At 53.6% G+C, this 19,098-nt stretch carries 15 protein-coding genes; 4 read left to right on the forward strand and 11 right to left on the reverse strand.

The genetic code is table 11. From position 1 onward, the window contains the following. The first annotated feature begins 2 nt into the window (after positions 1–2). Positions 3–1,856, forward strand: a complete 1,854-nt coding sequence (locus AC07N2_RS13840) for an ATP-binding response regulator (RefSeq protein ID WP_494778760.1) — start codon at positions 3–5, stop codon at positions 1,854–1,856. Between the two features lie 30 nt (positions 1,857–1,886). Here AC07N2_RS13840 and AC07N2_RS13845 read toward each other — a convergent pair whose 3' ends face one another. The 3 genes from AC07N2_RS13845 to AC07N2_RS13855 are packed head-to-tail and all read right to left on the reverse strand — an operon-like array spanning position 1,887 to position 4,926. After that, positions 1,887–2,534, reverse strand: coding sequence for a response regulator (locus AC07N2_RS13845; RefSeq protein WP_494778761.1), 648 nt, complete (start codon positions 2,532–2,534; stop codon positions 1,887–1,889). Positions 2,535–2,546: 12 nt separating this feature from the next. After that, the gene (locus tag AC07N2_RS13850) at positions 2,547–3,317 is read right to left on the reverse strand and encodes a PA4824 family protein (protein WP_494778762.1); all 771 of its coding nucleotides are present in this window, start codon (positions 3,315–3,317) and stop codon (positions 2,547–2,549) included. A 43-nt stretch (positions 3,318–3,360) separates the two neighbouring features. Continuing rightward, positions 3,361–4,926, reverse strand: coding sequence for a sensor domain-containing diguanylate cyclase (locus AC07N2_RS13855; RefSeq protein WP_494778763.1), 1,566 nt, complete (start codon positions 4,924–4,926; stop codon positions 3,361–3,363). Positions 4,927–5,118: 192 nt separating this feature from the next. Between AC07N2_RS13855 and AC07N2_RS13860 the strand changes: the two genes are divergently transcribed. After that, positions 5,119–5,460 carry a hypothetical protein gene (locus AC07N2_RS13860; RefSeq protein WP_494778764.1) on the forward strand — a complete coding sequence of 114 codons (342 nt, stop codon included), beginning with the start codon at positions 5,119–5,121 and terminating at the stop codon, positions 5,458–5,460. Positions 5,461–5,546: 86 nt separating this feature from the next. Here the strand turns inward: AC07N2_RS13860 and AC07N2_RS13865 are convergent, their stop codons facing one another. The 7 genes from AC07N2_RS13865 to AC07N2_RS13895 form a co-directional block, all read right to left on the reverse strand. Beyond that, positions 5,547–7,049 (reverse strand): argininosuccinate lyase, encoded by a 1,503-nt coding sequence (locus tag AC07N2_RS13865; RefSeq protein ID WP_494778765.1) that lies wholly within the window; start codon positions 7,047–7,049, stop codon positions 5,547–5,549. 136 nt (positions 7,050–7,185) lie between these two features. Further along, positions 7,186–7,845 carry a dihydrofolate reductase family protein gene (locus tag AC07N2_RS13870; RefSeq protein ID WP_494778766.1) on the reverse strand — a complete coding sequence of 220 codons (660 nt, stop codon included), beginning with the start codon at positions 7,843–7,845 and terminating at the stop codon, positions 7,186–7,188. 26 nt (positions 7,846–7,871) lie between these two features. Beyond that, positions 7,872–8,384, reverse strand: coding sequence for a peptide deformylase (gene def / locus AC07N2_RS13875; protein WP_494778767.1), 513 nt, complete (start codon positions 8,382–8,384; stop codon positions 7,872–7,874). A 64-nt stretch (positions 8,385–8,448) separates the two neighbouring features. Beyond that, a complete protein-coding gene (locus tag AC07N2_RS13880) occupies positions 8,449–9,876 on the reverse strand; it encodes an efflux transporter outer membrane subunit (RefSeq protein ID WP_494778768.1) in 1,428 nt (475 codons plus the stop codon). Between the two features lie 17 nt (positions 9,877–9,893). Further along, on the reverse strand, positions 9,894–12,983 hold the full coding sequence (locus AC07N2_RS13885) for a multidrug efflux RND transporter permease subunit (RefSeq protein ID WP_494778769.1): 3,090 nt from the start codon (positions 12,981–12,983) through the stop codon (positions 9,894–9,896). Next, complete coding sequence (locus AC07N2_RS13890) at positions 12,980–16,156, reverse strand: MdtB/MuxB family multidrug efflux RND transporter permease subunit (protein WP_494778770.1); 3,177 nt, start codon at positions 16,154–16,156, stop codon at positions 12,980–12,982. The genes AC07N2_RS13885 and AC07N2_RS13890 overlap by 4 nt, the downstream gene beginning before the upstream one ends. 9 nt (positions 16,157–16,165) lie before the next feature. Further along, the gene (locus AC07N2_RS13895) at positions 16,166–17,545 is read right to left on the reverse strand and encodes an MdtA/MuxA family multidrug efflux RND transporter periplasmic adaptor subunit (RefSeq protein WP_494778771.1); all 1,380 of its coding nucleotides are present in this window, start codon (positions 17,543–17,545) and stop codon (positions 16,166–16,168) included. Positions 17,546–17,749: 204 nt separating this feature from the next. Between AC07N2_RS13895 and AC07N2_RS13900 the strand changes: the two genes are divergently transcribed. Continuing rightward, entirely contained in the window at positions 17,750–18,121 is a 372-nt protein-coding gene (locus AC07N2_RS13900; protein WP_494778772.1) for a hypothetical protein, read from the forward strand. 13 nt (positions 18,122–18,134) lie between these two features. Then, a complete protein-coding gene (locus AC07N2_RS13905) occupies positions 18,135–18,698 on the forward strand; it encodes an isochorismatase family protein (RefSeq protein ID WP_494778773.1) in 564 nt (187 codons plus the stop codon). A gap of 35 nt (positions 18,699–18,733) precedes the next feature. On the opposite strand, the gene AC07N2_RS13910 is transcribed toward AC07N2_RS13905, so the two are convergent. Next, entirely contained in the window at positions 18,734–19,081 is a 348-nt protein-coding gene (locus AC07N2_RS13910; protein WP_494778774.1) for an antibiotic biosynthesis monooxygenase family protein, read from the reverse strand. Between the last annotated feature and the right edge of the window lie 17 nt (positions 19,082–19,098).

The following is a 19,098-nucleotide window of genomic DNA, read 5'->3' on the forward strand; positions in this document are numbered from 1 at the left end:
CTATGTACAGAACTTTATTTTGTGTAAAACTCGGCCACATGATGCAAACCTATAAAGACCAGAACGCGCATGCAGATGCCATTTTTATCGCTCAAATGGCGATATTGCGGCGCAATTTTCCTTTTGCGTTGCTAGGGTCTTTGCTGACGGTTGGATTGATCGTGATCGCGCTGTGGAACGTTCTGCCTCAAGGCGAGTTGATCATCTGGCTGGTGGTGAATGTGCTTGTGCTGAGCATGCGTGTAGTTGTCATGCGTGGCTACAAGGTTGCACAAAGCGAGATTGCCGTACTACGTCGCTGGGCGCGCGCAATGCTGTGGTGTACTGCCATGGCGGGAGCCGTGTGGGGATTGCCTTATGCCTACTGGCTGTTCCAGGCACCGTTTGAGTATCAAATGTTCATGATCATCGGCCTGCTTACATTAGGGACAGGCGCGACTTACGCTTATTGCATTTATCTGCCGCTGCTGTTTGCGTTTGAAGTCCCTTATTTTCTCCCTCCTTTCCTCGCGTTGGCGATGCAGCCTGGCACTTTGCATCATGTGCTGGGTGCGGCCGGCATACTTTATTTACTGGTGACGCTGGCCTTTGCGCAGCGCATGTACCGTACTCAACGCGATTCCCTGCAAATGCGTTTTGAAAATCGTGATCTGCTCGAACGACTGGCGATCGAGAAAGAGGCAGCAGAGCGCAGCAAGGAAGATGCTGACCGCAGCAATCAGGCGAAATCACAATTCCTCGCCGCTGCCAGCCACGATTTACGCCAACCGGTGCATGCACTGAGCTTGTACGTTGGTGTTCTGCGCGAACAAACTCTGAATGCAAAAAGCCGCCAACTGGTCGATCACATCGGGCGTGCTACCGCTGCGATGGGCAGCTTGTTTGATGGCTTGTTGAATATTTCGCGCCTGGATGCCGGCGTGATTCGACCGCGTTTGCGTCATTGTTCGCTGACGGCCTTGTTCAATCAATTGCAACTGGAATACGCACCACAGGCAGCGGCCAAATCCTTGATCCTGCGATTGCATCAGGCTTCGGTGCCGGCGGTGTATTCCGATCCGGTTCTGCTGGATCGCATACTGCGCAATCTGGTCGATAACGCCATACGCCACACGCAACGTGGTGGCGTATTGATCGGTTGCCGTCGTCGCGGCCAGTTCCTGCAAGTGGAAGTGTGGGATACCGGCGTGGGAATTGCGCCGGCAGATCAAGAGAAAATTTTTATGGAGTTTCATCAGATCGGCAATCCCGAGCGCAACCAGAACAAAGGTTTGGGGCTGGGATTGGCGATTGTGCGACGTACTGCGGATTTGCTCGGGCACCGTCTGACTCTGCGTTCAAGACCAGGCCGCGGCAGCGTCTTTACACTGACCTTGCCTTTGTTCGACGAAAAGGGTGTGCACGCCTTGTCTGCAATTACGCCGTCCATCAGTCACCATGACGATGCACCACAAGGAAAAACCATCTTCGTGATTGAAGATGATGAAGACAATCTGCAAGGTGTGCGCCTGCTGCTTGAAGCCTGGGGTTATCAGGTGGTCGCGGGTGTCAGCGGTGACGAGATCGTGCAAGCCGCCGCCAATTGCACTGATACGCCTGCATTGATACTGAGCGACTTCCGTTTACGTGATCATGAAACCGGCATCGCCGTGATTGATCGCCTGCATGATGAATATGCCGACGACACGATCCCTGCGATCCTGATGACCGGTGATACCGATCCACAACGCTTGGCGGAAGCTTCGGCACGCGCATGGCCTTTACTGCATAAACCGGTGGATGCCGCGCATCTGCGCCAGGTGATTGCAGAAACGATTGCGCAAGCCAGACGTTCGGCTGATCGCGCAGTGCAATAAGCGATCCGCGTATCGCCAGATTCTTTGCTGTTATTTTGGTTTGCCGAGCAAGCCACCGCGTCGCGCAATCAATGCCGCTTGCGTGCGGTTGCGGACATTCAAGGCAGCGAAAATGGCGGAGAGATGCACCTTGACGGTTTTCTCCGTCATGCCGAGTCGGGTGGCGATGTCGCTATTCGGGCAACCTTCGCACACCAGCAGCAAGACTTCACGCTGTCTGGGAGTAAGACTGCTTAACAAGGCCGCATCGTCAGATTGTTCTGCCGGTGGCGTCGATAGTCCGTAAGCCGTTGGTACATAGCGTCCACCGGACATCACGGTAGACAAGGCTTCCAGCAAAGTGTGGCTGTCTGCAGATTTATGTATGAAGCCGTTTGCACCAGCTGCCAGCGCATGATGCACGTCATCCGAATCTTCCGACGCAGACAAAACCAGTATGCGCATGCCGGGACGTGCCTGACGCAGACTGTGCAATAAAGCGCCGCCAGCTATGTCGGGCAGATAGTAGTCCATCACAACGGCACTGATTGCTGCATGCGTTTCCAGTGCTGCAATGGCTTCCATGCCGTTGGACGCTGCGAGTATCTGCAAGTGGGGAGCAACCTGTGCCAACGCCAACACCATGCCTTCTCGGAACATGGTGTGATCGTCGATTAACAGGATGGTTGATTCAGGCATGGCGTTTCTTTGTTACGGCAGGAAGGGCAAGGATAGCAGACGCAAGCCGATGGAGAACCAGCGTTCCTCGCTTCCGCTGCCAAGACGATTACCGTAAGTGGTGTCGATCTGCACATGATTCGGCACCAGCCAATGGCGCACGCCTATCTGGAAGAAAGGCCGTCCGGCGCTTTGATCAAAGGTTTCTGCAATCAGCCATGTGCGATCAGTGAGTTGCGTTTCTGAACCCAATCCCCATGTCGCGCGATCACGATTATTCGGTTTATCATGCAGCCAGCCGACGTTGGTGTGCAGTACAAAACGGTCATCCTTGAACGAGAAGCTGGCCGGTATGTAAGCGTAAGGCGAGCTGATCAAATGACGATCGGTATTTGATACTGGTTGAAACGAGTTGCCGAAGGCGAGGCCGATGCCCCAGCCATTTGGCTCCAGCGTTTTGAACAAGGTTTTACCTTGCACCACCATGCTTTGTGTTTGTGTCCCTAAGGTGTCGTGTATCCGCGATCCGCCCAGACTCACTTCCAGATTGCCTGTGAAGTTGCAGGCGGGAATGGCCCAGTATTCTGTGCTGTCACGGTTGCGCTTGACCCAGCTTTCCACCTGGCAGGCTTTGGCATCGACGATGCGTGCATCATCGGTAATCATAGGTCGAGCGGCGTATGCGCTTGTGCCACTGAATCCGATAGTGAACAAACCCAGCGCAAACAGTGTGTATGAAAGCAATGGAGAGGTATTGCCGGTAGATAGCAGCTTGCGGATAAAAGGCATCTCTTTTGTTTTCATTCTTCGATTACCTTCCAGGTAAATATTTTTCTTGTCGATTGAATCAGCCTGTCGTGGCTATCGCTACGCGTCGCCGTCCCAGACTCTTGGCCTTATACATGGCGCCATCCGCACGATGCAGTAATGCTTCGCTAGTCGTACCCGAATCAGGGTAGGCCGCAACGCCGATACTGGCGGAGATATGTGCCGTCAGTGCATCCTTGATGACGTAAGGTGCTGACACGCTCTCAACCAGTTTTTCTGCAACGATGCGTGCGTCGTCCATACGTGTACCGACCATCACCATCGCAAATTCATCACCACCCAAACGCGCCACGACATCAGAATGACGGCTGCCGGCCTTGAGGCGAGCGGCGACGGTACGCAATACGTTGTCACCGGTTTCATGGCCGTATTTGTCATTCACCGCCTTGAATCCATCCAGATCAATATAAAGGATAGATAAGACAGCATTATTACGTTCGCACAATGTCAGTTGCTGGCCGACGATTTCATGGAACAAAGTGCGATTCGCCAAGCCAGTCAATTCATCATGATTGGCTTGGTGCTGGGCTTGATGCAGCATTTCTGACGCGCGAACCAGCGATGCGCCAACTTCATCTGCTTCTCGTAAATGTAGCGGCGGAACGGTGACAATTTCGCCTGTACCTAGCGCCAGTGCCGGGCCGGTCAAGCCATGAATGGAATCGGCGATACGTCCGCCTATCAACCATGCGGCGGTTACGCTGCTCGCCAGGAGAGCGATGGTGGCAAAAATCAGCCAGAACAAGGTATAGCGCAATTCGTGCACGATGTTCTTGGTCGGAATCCCGATCGCCAGCGACCAATGGGAAAGCTTGGAACGGCTGAAGATAGTTTGCACTGCTACGCCGTCGTAAGTCACGCTTTCAAACATGTCTTCTTTGCTGGCTTGCAGGTGCTTGACTACCTCAGGCACGCCTTTTTTTCCTATCAGGTGTGGACTATTGCCAGTTCTGGCGACGATGGTGCCTGTGCCGTCAAAAATCGCAGCGATCCAGCCTTCAGGCATTTCTTGTTGTCGCAGTAGTTTGTCAAAGCGTTCTGGGAAGATGCCTGCGCTGAGGCTGTAGCGCGTCTTTCCTTGATTTAAAACAGGGACGCCTATGGCGAACATATTCCGCTGCGTGATATCGCCGCGGAATAAATCGGAAATCACAGGCTTCCCCGTTTTGAACAATGTTTCCAGCTGAATGAATCTTCTTTTTCCGTCCAGTGGATCACCGAAGGTGCGACGCGTATTGAGCAGCTGCTTCCCTGTAACGTCGGCAAGAGCAATGTTGATATCGGACTGATCCCGCTGATTTCTCAACACTTCTTGCGCCTGCATGTAGAAGTCGCTCAAATCATCGGAGTCCAGGTAAGGGGACGTCGCGAGTGCTGTCAGTGAGGATTCGATGCTGGCGAAATCGCGATCAACGGCCGACATCATTGCGCGTGCCGTGCCTAGCGAGTTGAGTAGTAATTGATCGCGGGCGCGCTGATAATCATGTGCAATCAGCAGGACGGCCATTAACGCCGCGGGCACTACGCATGCCATTACGAGTAAAACCAGCTTTGAGCGGATAGTTGGCGCGAGCTTGGTTTTCATTCTCTACGGCAATAAGAGGCAAGAGGTGGTGAAAGAGCAGGGAAGCGCGAATTCTATAACAACTCCTCTCTTAGTCCGGGGTTTTCTTGTCAAAAATAGAATTTACTATCGGCAAGATTTTGTTAAACGGCAACGGGCAGCAGATAATACGGTTTCTGTATTGTTGTCGGCGCCATCGTCATTGAAGGAAAAATGAAAACATTAATTGAAGTTTCGGGTTGCTTCCCGGTATTGAATGCCTTGAATGAGCAGCAATTCATCAACGCGATAGAGCCGCGCTTTATCGATATTCGTAATCCGATCACCGGCCTGCAAATTGATTTATTCGGCAAAGTGACTGCGCTCACAATTTCTCGGGAGCAGGGAACAGTGACTGCGGAAATAGAAGTCCCGGATTCATTCCTGGTGCAGCACAAACTAGAACAGGATCAGTTACGGGAGGTGTTGGTCGGGCGTATCAGCAAGCTCAGACACCCGGCAACTGGCGCAATGGCCAAGGTGGAAGCGCGTTTGGCACAGGATAATGCAGGTTAAATTTCTTGATATTTAAATTCAAATAGACTTTATATCTATTTGAATTTAAACGAAATAGTATTAATTAACAATTGCTTCCTGACTACTTATTTGTTGCTCTTCGGAAGCTTGTCAAAATCCTGATCAAGTTTGGCTAATGAGGAGTTGATGCGGGCCTGCTTTTCCTTAATCCATGCATCCTGCTGAGCAAGCTTTTGTTTTGCTGCTTTCAGCATGCGATCCATTTCAGCTGGTTGAGGACCGCCAGCAGTTGCGCGGTTCTTGATGATAGTGATTGGGTTTAGCGTTGCGCGAAACTCTTCCTCGCTCATCGGCAATTCGCCGTCACCGTGTCCCTTAAGAGCTTCTGCATAAATCCGTTTTGCCTCGCCATATGGGAATTCGCTAGGCTTGATATTGTTTGCTTTCGCATAATCAACGATCTCTGAAGCGAAATGATGGCCGGCACGAAACGGTAATTTGTACTTCCGCATCAAGACGTCGGCCAGTTCCTGTGAAGCCGTCCAGTCGCTATTCAACTCTTCCAGTGCGCGTTCAGGACTGATGACCAAGGCGTTCAGGATATTGTCCCAATTCTGCAATACCTTGATGGCGCTGTTGATCATCGCGCTATTCGTCTTGGCATCTTTCGCATCCATCATGCCGGGAGGAATGTTGTGAGCCTGCAAGATGGGTCCCATAGCCAGAGTGATGACGGTTGATGCATTTTGTCTGGTTGAATTGAGCAAGCCCGGATTGCGTTTTTGCGGCATTGCGCTCGAGACGTACGTATTTCCACCACCTTCTTGCAGCAGTATCCAGGGACGCGGCTGGGCATACTGGGTCATCATGTCTTCAATGAAACTGCCTGTGTGCAGCGCGATGCTGGTCACTATCGAACTTGCTTCTACCGGGTAATCCACTGACGCAATCTGGCCAGCGTCATAGGCGTTGTCCACGATGGTGGAGAAGCCAAGGTAATCCGCCATCCGGCTACGGTTCAGCGGCCAGCTGCTGCCATTCAAAACAGTCGTACCCATCGGCGAGCGGTCGAGGCGTGTATAGGCTTCGCGTATGCGTTGTGCATCCCGATCTAACCCGGCGGCGTATCCAAGCAGGTAGTGACCATAACTATTGGGCTGGGCTGCCACACCATTCGTGTAATTCGGGACGATGGTATTAACGTGTCGTTCGGCCAACTTGACGATGGTGCTGGACGTCTTGTTAAGCTGGCTGGCCAATCTAAGCATATCTTCCCGCATGATTGCTGCGCGCGCGGTGGCATGCATATCCTGGCTGGAGCGGCCGGCATGGAGCAGGGTGACTTCCACGCCAGCAGCTTCAATCAATAGCGGCTCAAACTCGATCACCCTGGCCGGGCGCTTGCCACCTGGCTGGTTGCCGTCCTTGAGAACTTTGCTTATACCGGAGGTAATGCGTGGCACCATCGATTTGTCCAGCAATCCTTCTTCGGAGTTGATGACAGTCGTGGCTTTGTTGATCTCGCCTAACCAGAAGAACTCGTCGCGAGGGCCTGTTTGTTGGGCAAATGCCGTCACTGCTTGAGTGGAAACGATGAAGGCAAGGGCGGAAATGGTGGTTTTCAGCATGGAGGAAGTGTCTCGTAATTGTTATCAATGGCACTGGTAGTTTCCAATGCTCGGGATCTGCATTTATAGCAGATTTGATTAACGTGGAGATTTTTCGCGCTGCCATTCTGCGCCGCAGGCGTGTAGTGAATATTTGTCAGGCCTCATTGACCTTCTGGCGCCGGAGTACAACATGGGTTGCCTTCTCCGATCCCGCGAACTCGACGCATTCATATCCTAGAACCCGCAGGTCCGCCCCGTCGAACAAGCGCTCGCCCCGACCGAGCAGGATCGGCGAGATCGCGATATGCAGTTCATCAATGAGAGCCTCTTGAAGATACTGTCGAATCACGTTGGCTCCACCTCCTATGCGTACATCCATGCCGTTCGCGGCTTCGCGGGCGCGGTCTAGTGCTTCGTGTATGCCACCCGTGATGAAGTGAAATGTCGTGCCGCCTTCCATCTGGATAGATGGGCGCGCATGATGCGTCAAGACGAAGACTGGAACGTGATAGGGCGGGTTGTCTCCCCACCAGCCTTTCCAGTTCATGTCAGGCCAAGGGCCCCGGATCGGGCCGAACATGTTCCGCCCCAGTATCCACGCTCCGACGTTCTTGAATCCGCGTGCGGCAAAATCGTCGTCGACACCGGTCGTGCCTTCACCCGCACCATGGATCCGCTGGAACGTGCGTGTTGGGATGAACCACTGGTGCAAGTCCGTCCCACCCACACCGAGCGGATTATTGATATCTTGATCCGGCCCCGCTCCATATCCATCTATAGAGATCGTGAAGCTTTCAACTCGAACTTGTGTCATTTTGATTCCTTCATTTGAACTGATGTTCAGCGAATAGGAGTCCGGTGCGATTTGGCCGATTGGGCACGGGAGAGTATGCGTCGTTGATTCAGTGGTGACAAATGTTCGACAAAGACCATGCCTTGCAGATGATCCATCTCGTGTTGTATGCACATGGCTTTTAAACCATCAGCCTGAACCTCTATTGTTTTGCCGTTCAAGTCGAGTCCGCGCACGCGTATCCAGGCAGAGCGTTTTACTGTTTCGTACACATCGGGAACAGATAGGCATCCCTCTTCAAACTCGGCGCTGCCGCCCATTTTGATCACAGTCGGGTTGATCAATACCAGTAGCTGGTTTTGTTTTTCGGAAATATCGACCAGGATGATGCGCAGGTGCACGTTCACCTGTGTTGCCGCCAAGCCTATGCCATCAACCGCATACATGGTCTGAGCCATGTCGGCGACCAGACGGCGGATATCCTGATTGATCTGCTGCACCGGCTGTGCGACGGTGTGCAGACGCTCGTCAGGATATTGCAGGATGGATAATCTGGTCATGATTTACTTTAGCTAATTTACATTCGAATATTATTGCAAGTATTTGAATTTATTCAATTTTTGTTTATTTTTTGACTTTGCTAGCATTAGGGTTATCGACTTCCCAGCGACCGGCGATGTTCTTCAGCAATATATTTACTGCGGCCAATTGTCGGTTCTGCGTGCTAAGCAAACTGTTCTCGCTCGTCAACGCAGTGTTTTGCGCGATGACTACATTCAAATAGCTGACGGTGCCGGCGCGGTATTGGTCCAGCGTAATTTCCAGCGTGCGTTGCGCGGCTTCCAAGCTTTCTTGCTGTAACAGGGCTTCTTGCTGCAGTTGCGCTGCAAGGATCAGATTATCTTCCACTTCCTGCAAAGCAGTCAGCACGGTTTGACGGTAAGTCGATGTAGCCTGATCCGCGGCACTTTGTGCCTGTGCACTGGCCAACTGTCTTTGCCCGCCATCGAAAATGGCTTGTGCCACGGATGCACCTAACGACCAGAACAGGTTAGGCGCGCTGATCAGATTATTCAGCGAGCTATTCTGATAACCACCACCAGCGGACAGTACCAGCGACGGGAAGTAGGCGGCATGCGCAACACCAATCTGGGCATAGGCTGCGGCGACGCGTCTTTGCGCAGCGGCTATATCCGGCCGACGCTCCAGCAAAGTGGTCGGCAGCATTTGAGGTACCAGTGGTGCTTGCGGCAAGGCGGCATTGCGCTCCAGTGCCAGCGCCGAAGGTGGTACGCCCAGCAATACGGCAATTGCGTGCTCGAGTATAGCGCGCTGTGCGACGGCTTCAGCCAGTTGCGCTTGCGCTGTCTTGAGCTGAGTTTGTGCTTGCAAGACATCCACTCGTGCAGCTACACCACCACCATAGCGGAACTGCGTCAGGTCCAGCGAGCGCTGATAAGCAGTAACACTGCGTTCCAGCACGACCATCTGTGCATCTGCGGTGCGTAATGAGAAATAGGTTTGGGCCAGCGTAGCCTGGGCTGATAAACGTGCAGCCGCAAGATCGTCAACACTGGCTTGCAAACTGGCTTGCGCTCCGGTCGTGGCTTGTGCCAGACGGCCCCACAGATCGACTTCCCAGCTCGCATTGCCGGACAGTGACACGTTATTGCTTGGATTTTGTACCGACGTTGTACGAGTGGTACTGGTTGCAACGCTGTCGCGTGTGCCAGATAAACCAACTGATAAGGTCGGAAGACGTGCGCTATAACTGGCAGCGACTGCGGCGCGGGCGGCGGCAACTTGCGCTACCAGCGACTTCAGGTTTTCATTGCCGACCACTAGCCGACCTTCCAGATCGTTCAGAACTGGGTCCTGGAACAAAGTCCACCAATCATCCGGCACGTTCGGTGCGCTATTGGCAGTTCCTTCTTGCCACAGTCCGGCTTCCTTGTACTGTGTCGGAGCGGCTGCCACAGGCGGTGGAGTCGGTGCGGTGGCGCAAGCCGCCAGCAGCAAAGTGGGCGCGATTAATAATAAGTAGGGGCGCATAAAAAATCCTTTAAAACTCAGGCTGTCGCCAATTGTGTAGCCGGGCTGTGCTTATGCTTGTCGCGGCGCAGCTTATCCATCAGCACAAAGACGACAGGTGTCGTGTAAAGCGTCAGTAACTGGCTCAGAATCAGGCCGCCAACGATGGCAATGCCCAGCGGTTGGCGTAATTCCGCACCGTCGCCGCTACCCAAAGCCAGCGGCAGTGCGCCGAAGATGGCGGCAAAGGTGGTCATCAAAATGGGGCGTACGCGTAATAACGCGGCACGATAAATCGCAGGACCGGCACCAACTGTGCCGTGGCGCTGTCGCGTAATCGCAAAGTCGATCATCATGATCGCGTTCTTCTTGACGATACCGATCAGCAGGATCACGCCGATCAACGCAATGATGGAAAACTCGGTATTGAACATCTTAAGCGCGAGCAGGGCGCCTACACCGGCGGATGGCAAGGTCGAAAGAATGGTGATTGGATGGATCAGGCTTTCATACAAGATGCCCAGCACCAGATAAATCACGATGATGGCTGCACCTATCAGCAATGGTTGTGAAGACAGCGATTCCTGGAAGGCATTCGCCGTACCCTGGAAGCCGCCGCGTACCGAGACTGGTACGCCCAGTTTGCCTATCGCATTATTGATAGCGACCGTAGCGTCCGATAGCGATACACCCAAAGGTAAATTGAAGCTGATGGTGGAAGCCGGCGTGCCGCTTTGGTGGCTGACGGCCAATGGCGTGTTCGTGGTTTCCACGCGGGTGAAGGCGGACAGCGGCACTTGCGCGCCGCTACTACTGGTCACGTACAGGCGTTTCAGGGTTTCCGGTCCTTGCAGGAATTCGGGCGCCAGTTCCATCACCACCCGGTATTGATTGAGCGGGTTATAGATGACGCCGACCTGGCGCTGGCCGAAAGCATTATTAAGCGTGTTGTCTATGGTGCTGACACTGATGCCAAGACGGGCAGCTGCATCGCGATCAATGATCAGCGAAGTCTGCATGCCTTTGTCTTGTTGATCGGAATTGACGTCCGTCAGCTCAGGTATTTGTGACAAGGCATTGCGTATCAGCGGATCCCAGGTGCGCAGATCTTCGATGGTATCTGCCTGCAAGGTGTACTGGTACTGCGCGTTGGATTGGCGGCCACCGATACGGATATCCTGCACCGGCACCATGAACAGGTTGGCACCAGGCTCATGCGCCAGTTGCTTGCGCAGTCGGGCAATGATGACATCCGCCGAAACCTTGCGTTCGGCCAGCGGCTTGAGCGTGATGTAAAACATCGCGGAGTTACTCTGACCGCCGCCAGTGTTGCCACTGACGTTGGCAACTGCCGGATCGGAACGGATGATGGTCGAAAAGGTATCCAACCGTTTTTGCATCATCTGAAAAGAGCTGCCTTGATCGGCTTGCACGCCACCTACCAGCACGCCGGTATCCTGCTGCGGGAAGAAGGTTTTCGGAATCGTAACGTAGAGGTGGACGTTCAGCGCCACTACCGCCAGCAAGACCAGAATGGCCAGCGGTTGATGTCGCAAGGTCCAGATCAGCGTATGTCGGTAGCCGCGCAGAACGGCGCGGTTGAAACGATTAAACCATTGCATGACACGTCCCGGCTTGCGCTTTACAGTGTTTTGCTTGAGCAGGGTGGCGGCCATCATAGGCGTGGTGGTGAGTGACACGACCATCGATACGAGAATTGCCGCGGTTAGCACCACCGCAAATTCGCGGAACAGACGACCGACTACGCCGCCCATCATCAGCAAAGGGATGAAGACGGCAATCAGTGACAAGCTGATCGACACCACGGTAAAGCCGATTTCACGCGCACCTTTTAGCGCAGCTTCGCGTGGCGTTAAACCTTGTTCTATATAGCGCGTGATGTTTTCCAGCACCACGATCGCATCATCGACGACGAAGCCGGTCGCCACCGTCAGTGCCATAGCGGATAGGTTATCCAGACTATAACCACATAGATACATGACGCCGAAGGTGCCGGCCAGCGAGACCGGTACCGCGACTGCAGGGATCAGCGTGGCACGCCAGTTGCGCAGGAACAGCAGCACGACCAAAATCACCAGCCCCACCGCGATGCCCATCGAACGTTCGACTTCACGCAGCGAGGCCTTGATGGTCGGCGTGCGGTCGGTGATGACGTTCATCTGTATTGCCTGCGGGATAGAAGCTTGCAGGCGCGGCAGAATGTCTCGTACGTTTTGTACAGTTTCTATGATGTTGGCGCCCGGTTCCTTTAGCAGGAACATGACGATCGCCGGTTTGCCATTGGCAAGACCGTAGTTGCGCACGTCTTGCACGGAATCGACAACATTCGCGACATCACGTAAGCGCACCGAAGCGCCATCGCGATAGCTGATCACGACCGGTGCATATTCAGCCGCAGTACGGGCCTGATCGTTCGCGCCTATCTGCCAATACTGATCATCCAGTTCGACCGAACCTTTGGGGCGATTCGCATTGGTGTTGGTAATGGCGGTGCGGACATTGTCGAGCGAGATGCCGATGGCCGCGAGCTTGTCTGGATTCAATTCCACCCGCACTGCAGGTAAGGCGCCACCGCCTACATTGACCTGACCTACCCCTTCAACCTGCGATAGACGCTGCGCCAATATGGTCGAGGCTGCGTCATACATCTGACCGCGCGTCAGCGTATCCGAGGTCAGCGAAATGATCATGATAGGTGCGGCAGCCGGATTCACCTTGCGGTAAGTCGGGTTGCTTGGCATGCCGGTTGGCAGCAGCGTACGCGCCGCATTGATCGCCGCTTGCACATCACGCGCCGCGCCATCGATATCGCGGTCAAGGTCGAATTGCAGCACCACATTGGTCGAACCCAGCGATGAGCGTGAAGTAATCTCGTTGACGCCGGCAATGCTGCCGAGCGCACGTTCCAATGGCGTCGCGACGGTGGCCGCCATCGTATCGGGGCTGGCACCTGGCAGCGAAGCACTGACCGAAATGGTCGGGAAGTCGACTTGCGGCAAAGGTGCAATCGGCAACAACCCGAAGCCCAGCATGCCGGCCAGGGCGATACCTATCGTGATCAGCGTCGTCGCGACCGGCCGCGCAATAAAGGGCGCAGAAATATTCACGTAGCGCTTCCACCTGCGGCACGTGCTGCAGCGCGACGGTCTTGCCAGTCTTTCAGGCGTTGCGCCTGTTTGGCAAAGCCGAGGTAAATCACCGGAGTTGTAAATAGAGTCAGCAACTGGCTGACGATCAAGCCACCAACCATGGTCACGCCCAATGGATGACGCAATTCATGCCCGGCACCGGTACCCAGCATCAACGGCAAAGCACCGAGTAAAGCGGCCATGGTCGTCATCAGAATAGGGCGGAAGCGCAACAGGCAAGCTTTGTAAATTGCTTCGCGCGGCGGCAGATGTTCTTCACGTTCTGCATACAAGGCGAAGTCGATCATCATGATCGCATTCTTCTTCACGATACCGATCAGCAGCACGATACCGATGATGCCGACGATGCCCAGATCCTGACCGGCGACCAACAAAGCCAGCAAAGCACCGAGGCCGGCTGAAGGTAGCGTAGACAGGATGGTGATCGGATGAATATAGCTTTCATACAGCACGCCCAGCACGATATACATGGTGACTACCGCCGCCAGAATCAGCATCAGCGTGCTGCTGAGCGATGCGCGGAAGGCTTCAGCCGCACCCTGGAAGCTGGTTTCCACGCTAGGTGGCAAATTCAGCTTGGCTTCTTCCGCCTTGATCGCATCGACTGCCTTGCCGAGCGAAGCGCCCGGTGCCAGATTGAACGAGATCGTGGCGGAAGGGAATTGCGCTACATGGTTAATGGCGAGTGCAGTCGGGCGCTCTATGATTTCCGCGACCGAAGTCAGCGGTACTTGTCCGGTAGCGTTGAAAACGACCGTGGCACTCGTGCCGCCGGTGCCATTCAAACTATTATTATTGTTGTTCGTCACCGGCACATACAAACCTTCCAGTGAAACCGGGCCGCGACGACGTCCAGCTTCCGCTTCCAGCACCACACGGTATTGGCTGGATTGTGTATAGATGGTGGAAATCAAGCGCTGGCCAAAGGCGTTGTACAAGGCCGTATCAATGGCGGCGACCGTCACACCAAGACGCCCTGCAGCTTCGCGGTCTATCTGTACATAAGTTTGCAGACCTTGATTCTGCAAATCGCTGGCCACATCGACCAACTCAGGAATGTTTTTCAGACTTGCCAGCAATAAGTCATTGGACTTGGCCAAGTCGTTGGAATCCGGCGAACTGAGCAGGAACTGATATTGAGTCTTGGAGACGCGGTCTTCAATCGTCAAATCCTGCACCGGTTGCATATAAGCAGTAATACCGGGCAGGCGCGACGTCGATTCATTCAGACGGCGAATAATGTCCGAGGCAGAGTCACTACGTTCGGCAAACGGCTTGAGCGTGATCTGCATGCGCCCGGTACTGAGTGTCGGATTCGCACCATCGACGCCGATGAAGGAAGCGAGATGATCGACATCCTTGTCTTTCAAAATGACATCGGCCAGTGCTTGCTGCTTACGTGACATCGCTTCAAATGAACTGGTTTGCGTGGCTTCGGTAATCACCTGAATCAAACCAGTATCTTGTACCGGGAAAAATCCTTTCGGCACAACGACATAAAGCAAGGCCGTCAGCACCAGCGTCAGGCCAAACACGCCCAGCGTGGCGCGCGGTCTATCCAGTACCCACACCAGCGCACGACCATAAGCAGCGACCATGCGATTGAATTGTTCTTCGCTCCATTTGCCGATGCGAGTCGGTTTGTTTTCATGTTCAGGACGCAGCAGACGGGCGCTCATCATAGGCGTCAGCGTCAGAGATACCACTGCAGAAATCAGGATGGCGACGGCCATCGTAATCGCGAATTCGTGGAATAAACGACCGACCACATCGCCCATGAACAGCAGCGGAATCAATACCGCGATCAGTGATACCGTCAGCGAAATAATCGTGAAACCGATTTGCTTGGAACCCTTGAGCGCGGCTTCCATCGGGGAGTCGCCTTCTTCGACAAAGCGCGCAATATTCTCGATCATCACAATCGCATCATCGACCACGAAGCCGGTCGAGATGGTTAGTGCCATGAGCGTCAGGTTATTGATGGAGAAGCCGGCGAGGTAAATCACGCCGAAGGTACCGATCAATGACAGCGGCACGGCTACGCTCGGAATAATCGTGGCGGATGCACTGCGCAGGAACAGGAAGATGACCATCACCACCAATGCGATCGCGAGCAGCAACTCAAACTGCGTATCGTTAACCGAGGCGCGGATGGTGGTAGTGCGGTCGGCAATTACCTGCACATCGACTGAGCCAGGCAATGAGGCCTGCAACTTGGGTAACAAGGCTGTGACGCGATCCACGGTCTCAATCACGTTCGCGCCAGGTTGGCGCTGTACATTCAGGATCACGCCTGGCGTGCGATCTACCCATGCGGCCAGACGCAGGTTTTCTGCATCATCGACTATGGTCGCGACGTCGCTCAGGCGTAGCGGGTTGCCGTTCTTCCACGCGATGATCAGATTTTGATATTCGGCAGCGGACTTCAGTTGATCGTTCGCATCGATGGTTGACGCGCGTTGCGCACCGTCGAAGCTACCTTTGGCCTGATTGACGTTGGCGGCAACGATGGCCGTACGAATATCGTCCAGCGATAAACCGAGCGAAGCCAAAGCTTGCGGATTACCTTGGATGCGCACCGCAGGGCGCTGGCCACCGGCAATGCTGACCAGACCGACGCCATCGACTTGCGACAATTTCGGTGCCAGGCGGTTTTCCACCAGATCGTGCACTTTGATGATGGGTAAGGTCGGCGAAGTGATCGCTATCGTCAGAACTGGCGCATCGGCCGGATTGACCTTGCTATAAATAGGAGGCATCGGCAAATCGCTAGGCAGCAAATTGCTGCCTGCGTTGATCGCTGCCTGTACTTCCTGTTCAGCTACATCAAGTGACAGACCCAACGAAAAACGCAATGTGATGACCGAAGCGCCGCCGGAGCTGGTCGAGGTCATTTGGTTCAGGCCCGGCATTTGGCCGAACTGACGTTCCAATGGCGCGGTGACTGTCGTTGAGATGACGTCCGGGCTGGCGCCCGGATAGAGCGTGGTGACTTGTATTGTCGGGTAATCGACTTCCGGCAAGGCCGATAAAGGCAGCAGCCGGTAGGCCAGCAAGCCGGCCAGCAGGATCGCGAGCATCAAGAGCGAAGTGGCAACCGGACGCTCGATAAAGATGCGTGATGGATTCATGATGCTGGCTTAGTTGGTTGAGGCCGCTGGCTTGTCTTTCTTGCCGCCGTTTTGCTGGAACCAGGCGCGGCGTTCTTCCGGGCTCATATTCTTCAACTTCTCTGCCATCTCAGGCGGAATATTGCGACGCTTGCTATCGGCTGGCGGTGCTGCGGCACCGGCACGTTGTTTTGGATCGGCGGCGATGACTTCGACCTTGCCACCTTCACGCAGGCGGTCGGTGCCATCAATGACGACTTTCTCACCCGGTTCCAGTTTGGCTTCGATTGCCATCCAGCCACTGTCGATTGCGCCAGGTTTGACGACACGTGTGTTCACCGTATTGTCGGCATTCACGACATATACATAGAAACCTTGCGAACCGCGCAAGACGGCGGCTTGCGGTACTGCCAGCGCATCTTTCAGGGTATTGAGCTGCATGACGACACTGACTGCCTGGTTAGGGAAGAGTGCATCGTCCAGATTCGGGAATAGAGCTTTGACCTTGATGGTGTCTGTCGTCACGTCAATGGCGTTATCAACAGTCGCCAGTTGACCCGTTGCTAGCTTGGTTTTACCGGTGCGATCCCAGGCTTCGACCGGAACAATCTCGTTGGCACGCAAGCGCGTGGTAATCAATGGCACATTAGCTGATGGCACCGAGAATACGAGTGCGATAGGGCGGGTTTGCGTAATGATGACGATGCCGTTGGTGTCTGAAGGCTGCACCACATTGCCGAGATCGGATTGTTTCAAGCCGACGCGTCCGGCGATAGGCGCGGTAACGCGTGTATATGACAACTGCAATTTGGCGCTATCGACCGTACCTTGGTCAGACTTGACCGTACCTTCGAGCTGGCGCACCAGTGCTTCCTGCGTATCCAGCTGTTGCTTGGCAATGGCGTCTTTAGACAGCAAATCCTTGTAGCGTGTGAGGTCGATACGGGCATTGTCCAGTTGCGCCTTGTCGCGCGCGAGCACACCTTCGGCTTGTCCCAGCGTAGCCTGAAAGGCGCGCGGATCGATTTGCGCCAGAAGTTGACCGGCTTGTACTTGCTGGCCTTCCTTGAAATTGATTTGCTGCAGTACGCCGGTGACTTGTGTATGAACAATCGCGGTGTTGGCTGCATTAATACTGCCGATTGCATTCACGGTCACGCGTATATCTTGTCGCCGTGCTTCCTGCACAGACACTGGTTGCACCATATTCGGGCCGCCGAAACGACCGCCGCCATTGGCTTGCGCGGCTTTATCGGCAGAAGAAGGGCTCTTCCACCACCATAGTCCGGCACCTACTGCCAATAATGCGATAAGAACCCAGATGATCGTTCGGCGGAACTTGCCTTTAGGCAAGCGCGTAGAGCGGGGTGGAGAAGTATTGTCAGTATTAGTGTCGGGGTGGTTTGTCATGTGCGGCAAGTGGTATCTGCGCGATTTGGAAAATTAATTATATGGCGCATTTGCATAAAAAAGTTGCGCAATGAATTACTTTACAAAACGTATTGAAATCGAAGGAATTTCTTTACATTCGCATGCTTAAATAAGGCAATACATCAGGCATTATTTGTGTATGAAGACCGAGCAGTGCGCTCGTAAAGAAGAGGTGAATTGCAAATGGTTGATTCTGTATTCGTTGAAATTCAGTTTTTTTTGCTCATTTTCTCGACATTCATCATCCCCATCGGGATCTACAGCTACATGATGTGGAAACGATCCATTTCCCGCAAGGTGGTGCTGCTATTCGGTATTATCCTGATTCTTGTCTCTGGCGCGAACATTTTTCTTTTGCAACTGCTCAGGGTAATGGCCAGGCATTCACCATCCTTGCTGGATGACAGAATTTTTGCGTCAGAGATGTCTGTAGCGCTTTATCTGATTCCTGCCATTTTTGCAGGTATTGGTGTCAATATCATTTCGCATATATTGATCGCTCATCTCGGTGATGCTGAGAAAAAATTCGATAGAGAACATAAAGAACGCAGGTGAGAAGGAGTTCATCATGGCAGTCAGTACACTTGATCCAACGAGCGCACTCATACTCATCGACTTGCAAAAGGGCATCGTCTCACTTCCAACCGTGCATCCGAGCAGCGAAATTGTGAAGCACGCCAGCGCTTTGGCTGAGGCATTTCGTCGCCATGGCTTGCCCGTTGTACTGGTTAATGTTGCTGGTGCAGCCATGGGACGAACGGAACAGATTCGCAGTCGTGCAGAGCTGCCGGCAGATTGGGCTGATCTCGTTCCTGAGCTTAAACAGCAGCCGGAAGATTTTGTCGTGACGAAGCGAACGTGGGGCGCGTTCACCAACACCAACCTTGAAGAACACCTGAAAAAGCTAGGTGTTACGCAAGTCGTTATTGCCGGTATCTCTACCAGTATCGGTGTTGAGTCAACAGCTCGTCATGCACATGAGCGTGGATTCAATGTCGTTCTTGTGATCGACGCGATGACAGATACGAATGCGGATGCCCACATCAATAGCATTACGCGGATTTTTCCACGCCTGGGCGAAACCGGCACAACTCAGGAAATTATCAAGCTACTCAATAACACCTTTGCTTAGCTAGCAAGGTTGATCTGTAGAAGTAGAAGAGCGGTTTATGCCTGATGCACCTTGCGTGAATCAGTTGGTGCTTCTGCTCTTTCATTCAAACCATAATCACGCAGCACATGTGCCACGCGCAAACGGTAATCGGCAAAGATAGTTGCTCTACCGGCAGACTGCGCCTGGCGATGGACTTCCAGATTGCGCCAGTTTTGCACGGCTTCTTCATCGCGCCAGTAAGACAGCGACAGAATTTTGGCTGGATCGATCAGACTCTGGAAGCGCTCTATCGAAATAAAACCGTCAATTTTCTCCAGATACGGACGTAATGCAGCCGCAGTATCCAGATAATCCTGCTTATGGTCAGCGTGTGGGATGACTTCAAAAATAACGGCGATCATTTAGTGTGTATTCCTTT

Source organism: Herminiimonas sp. GW821-FHT09C12 (genome assembly GCF_059416385.1).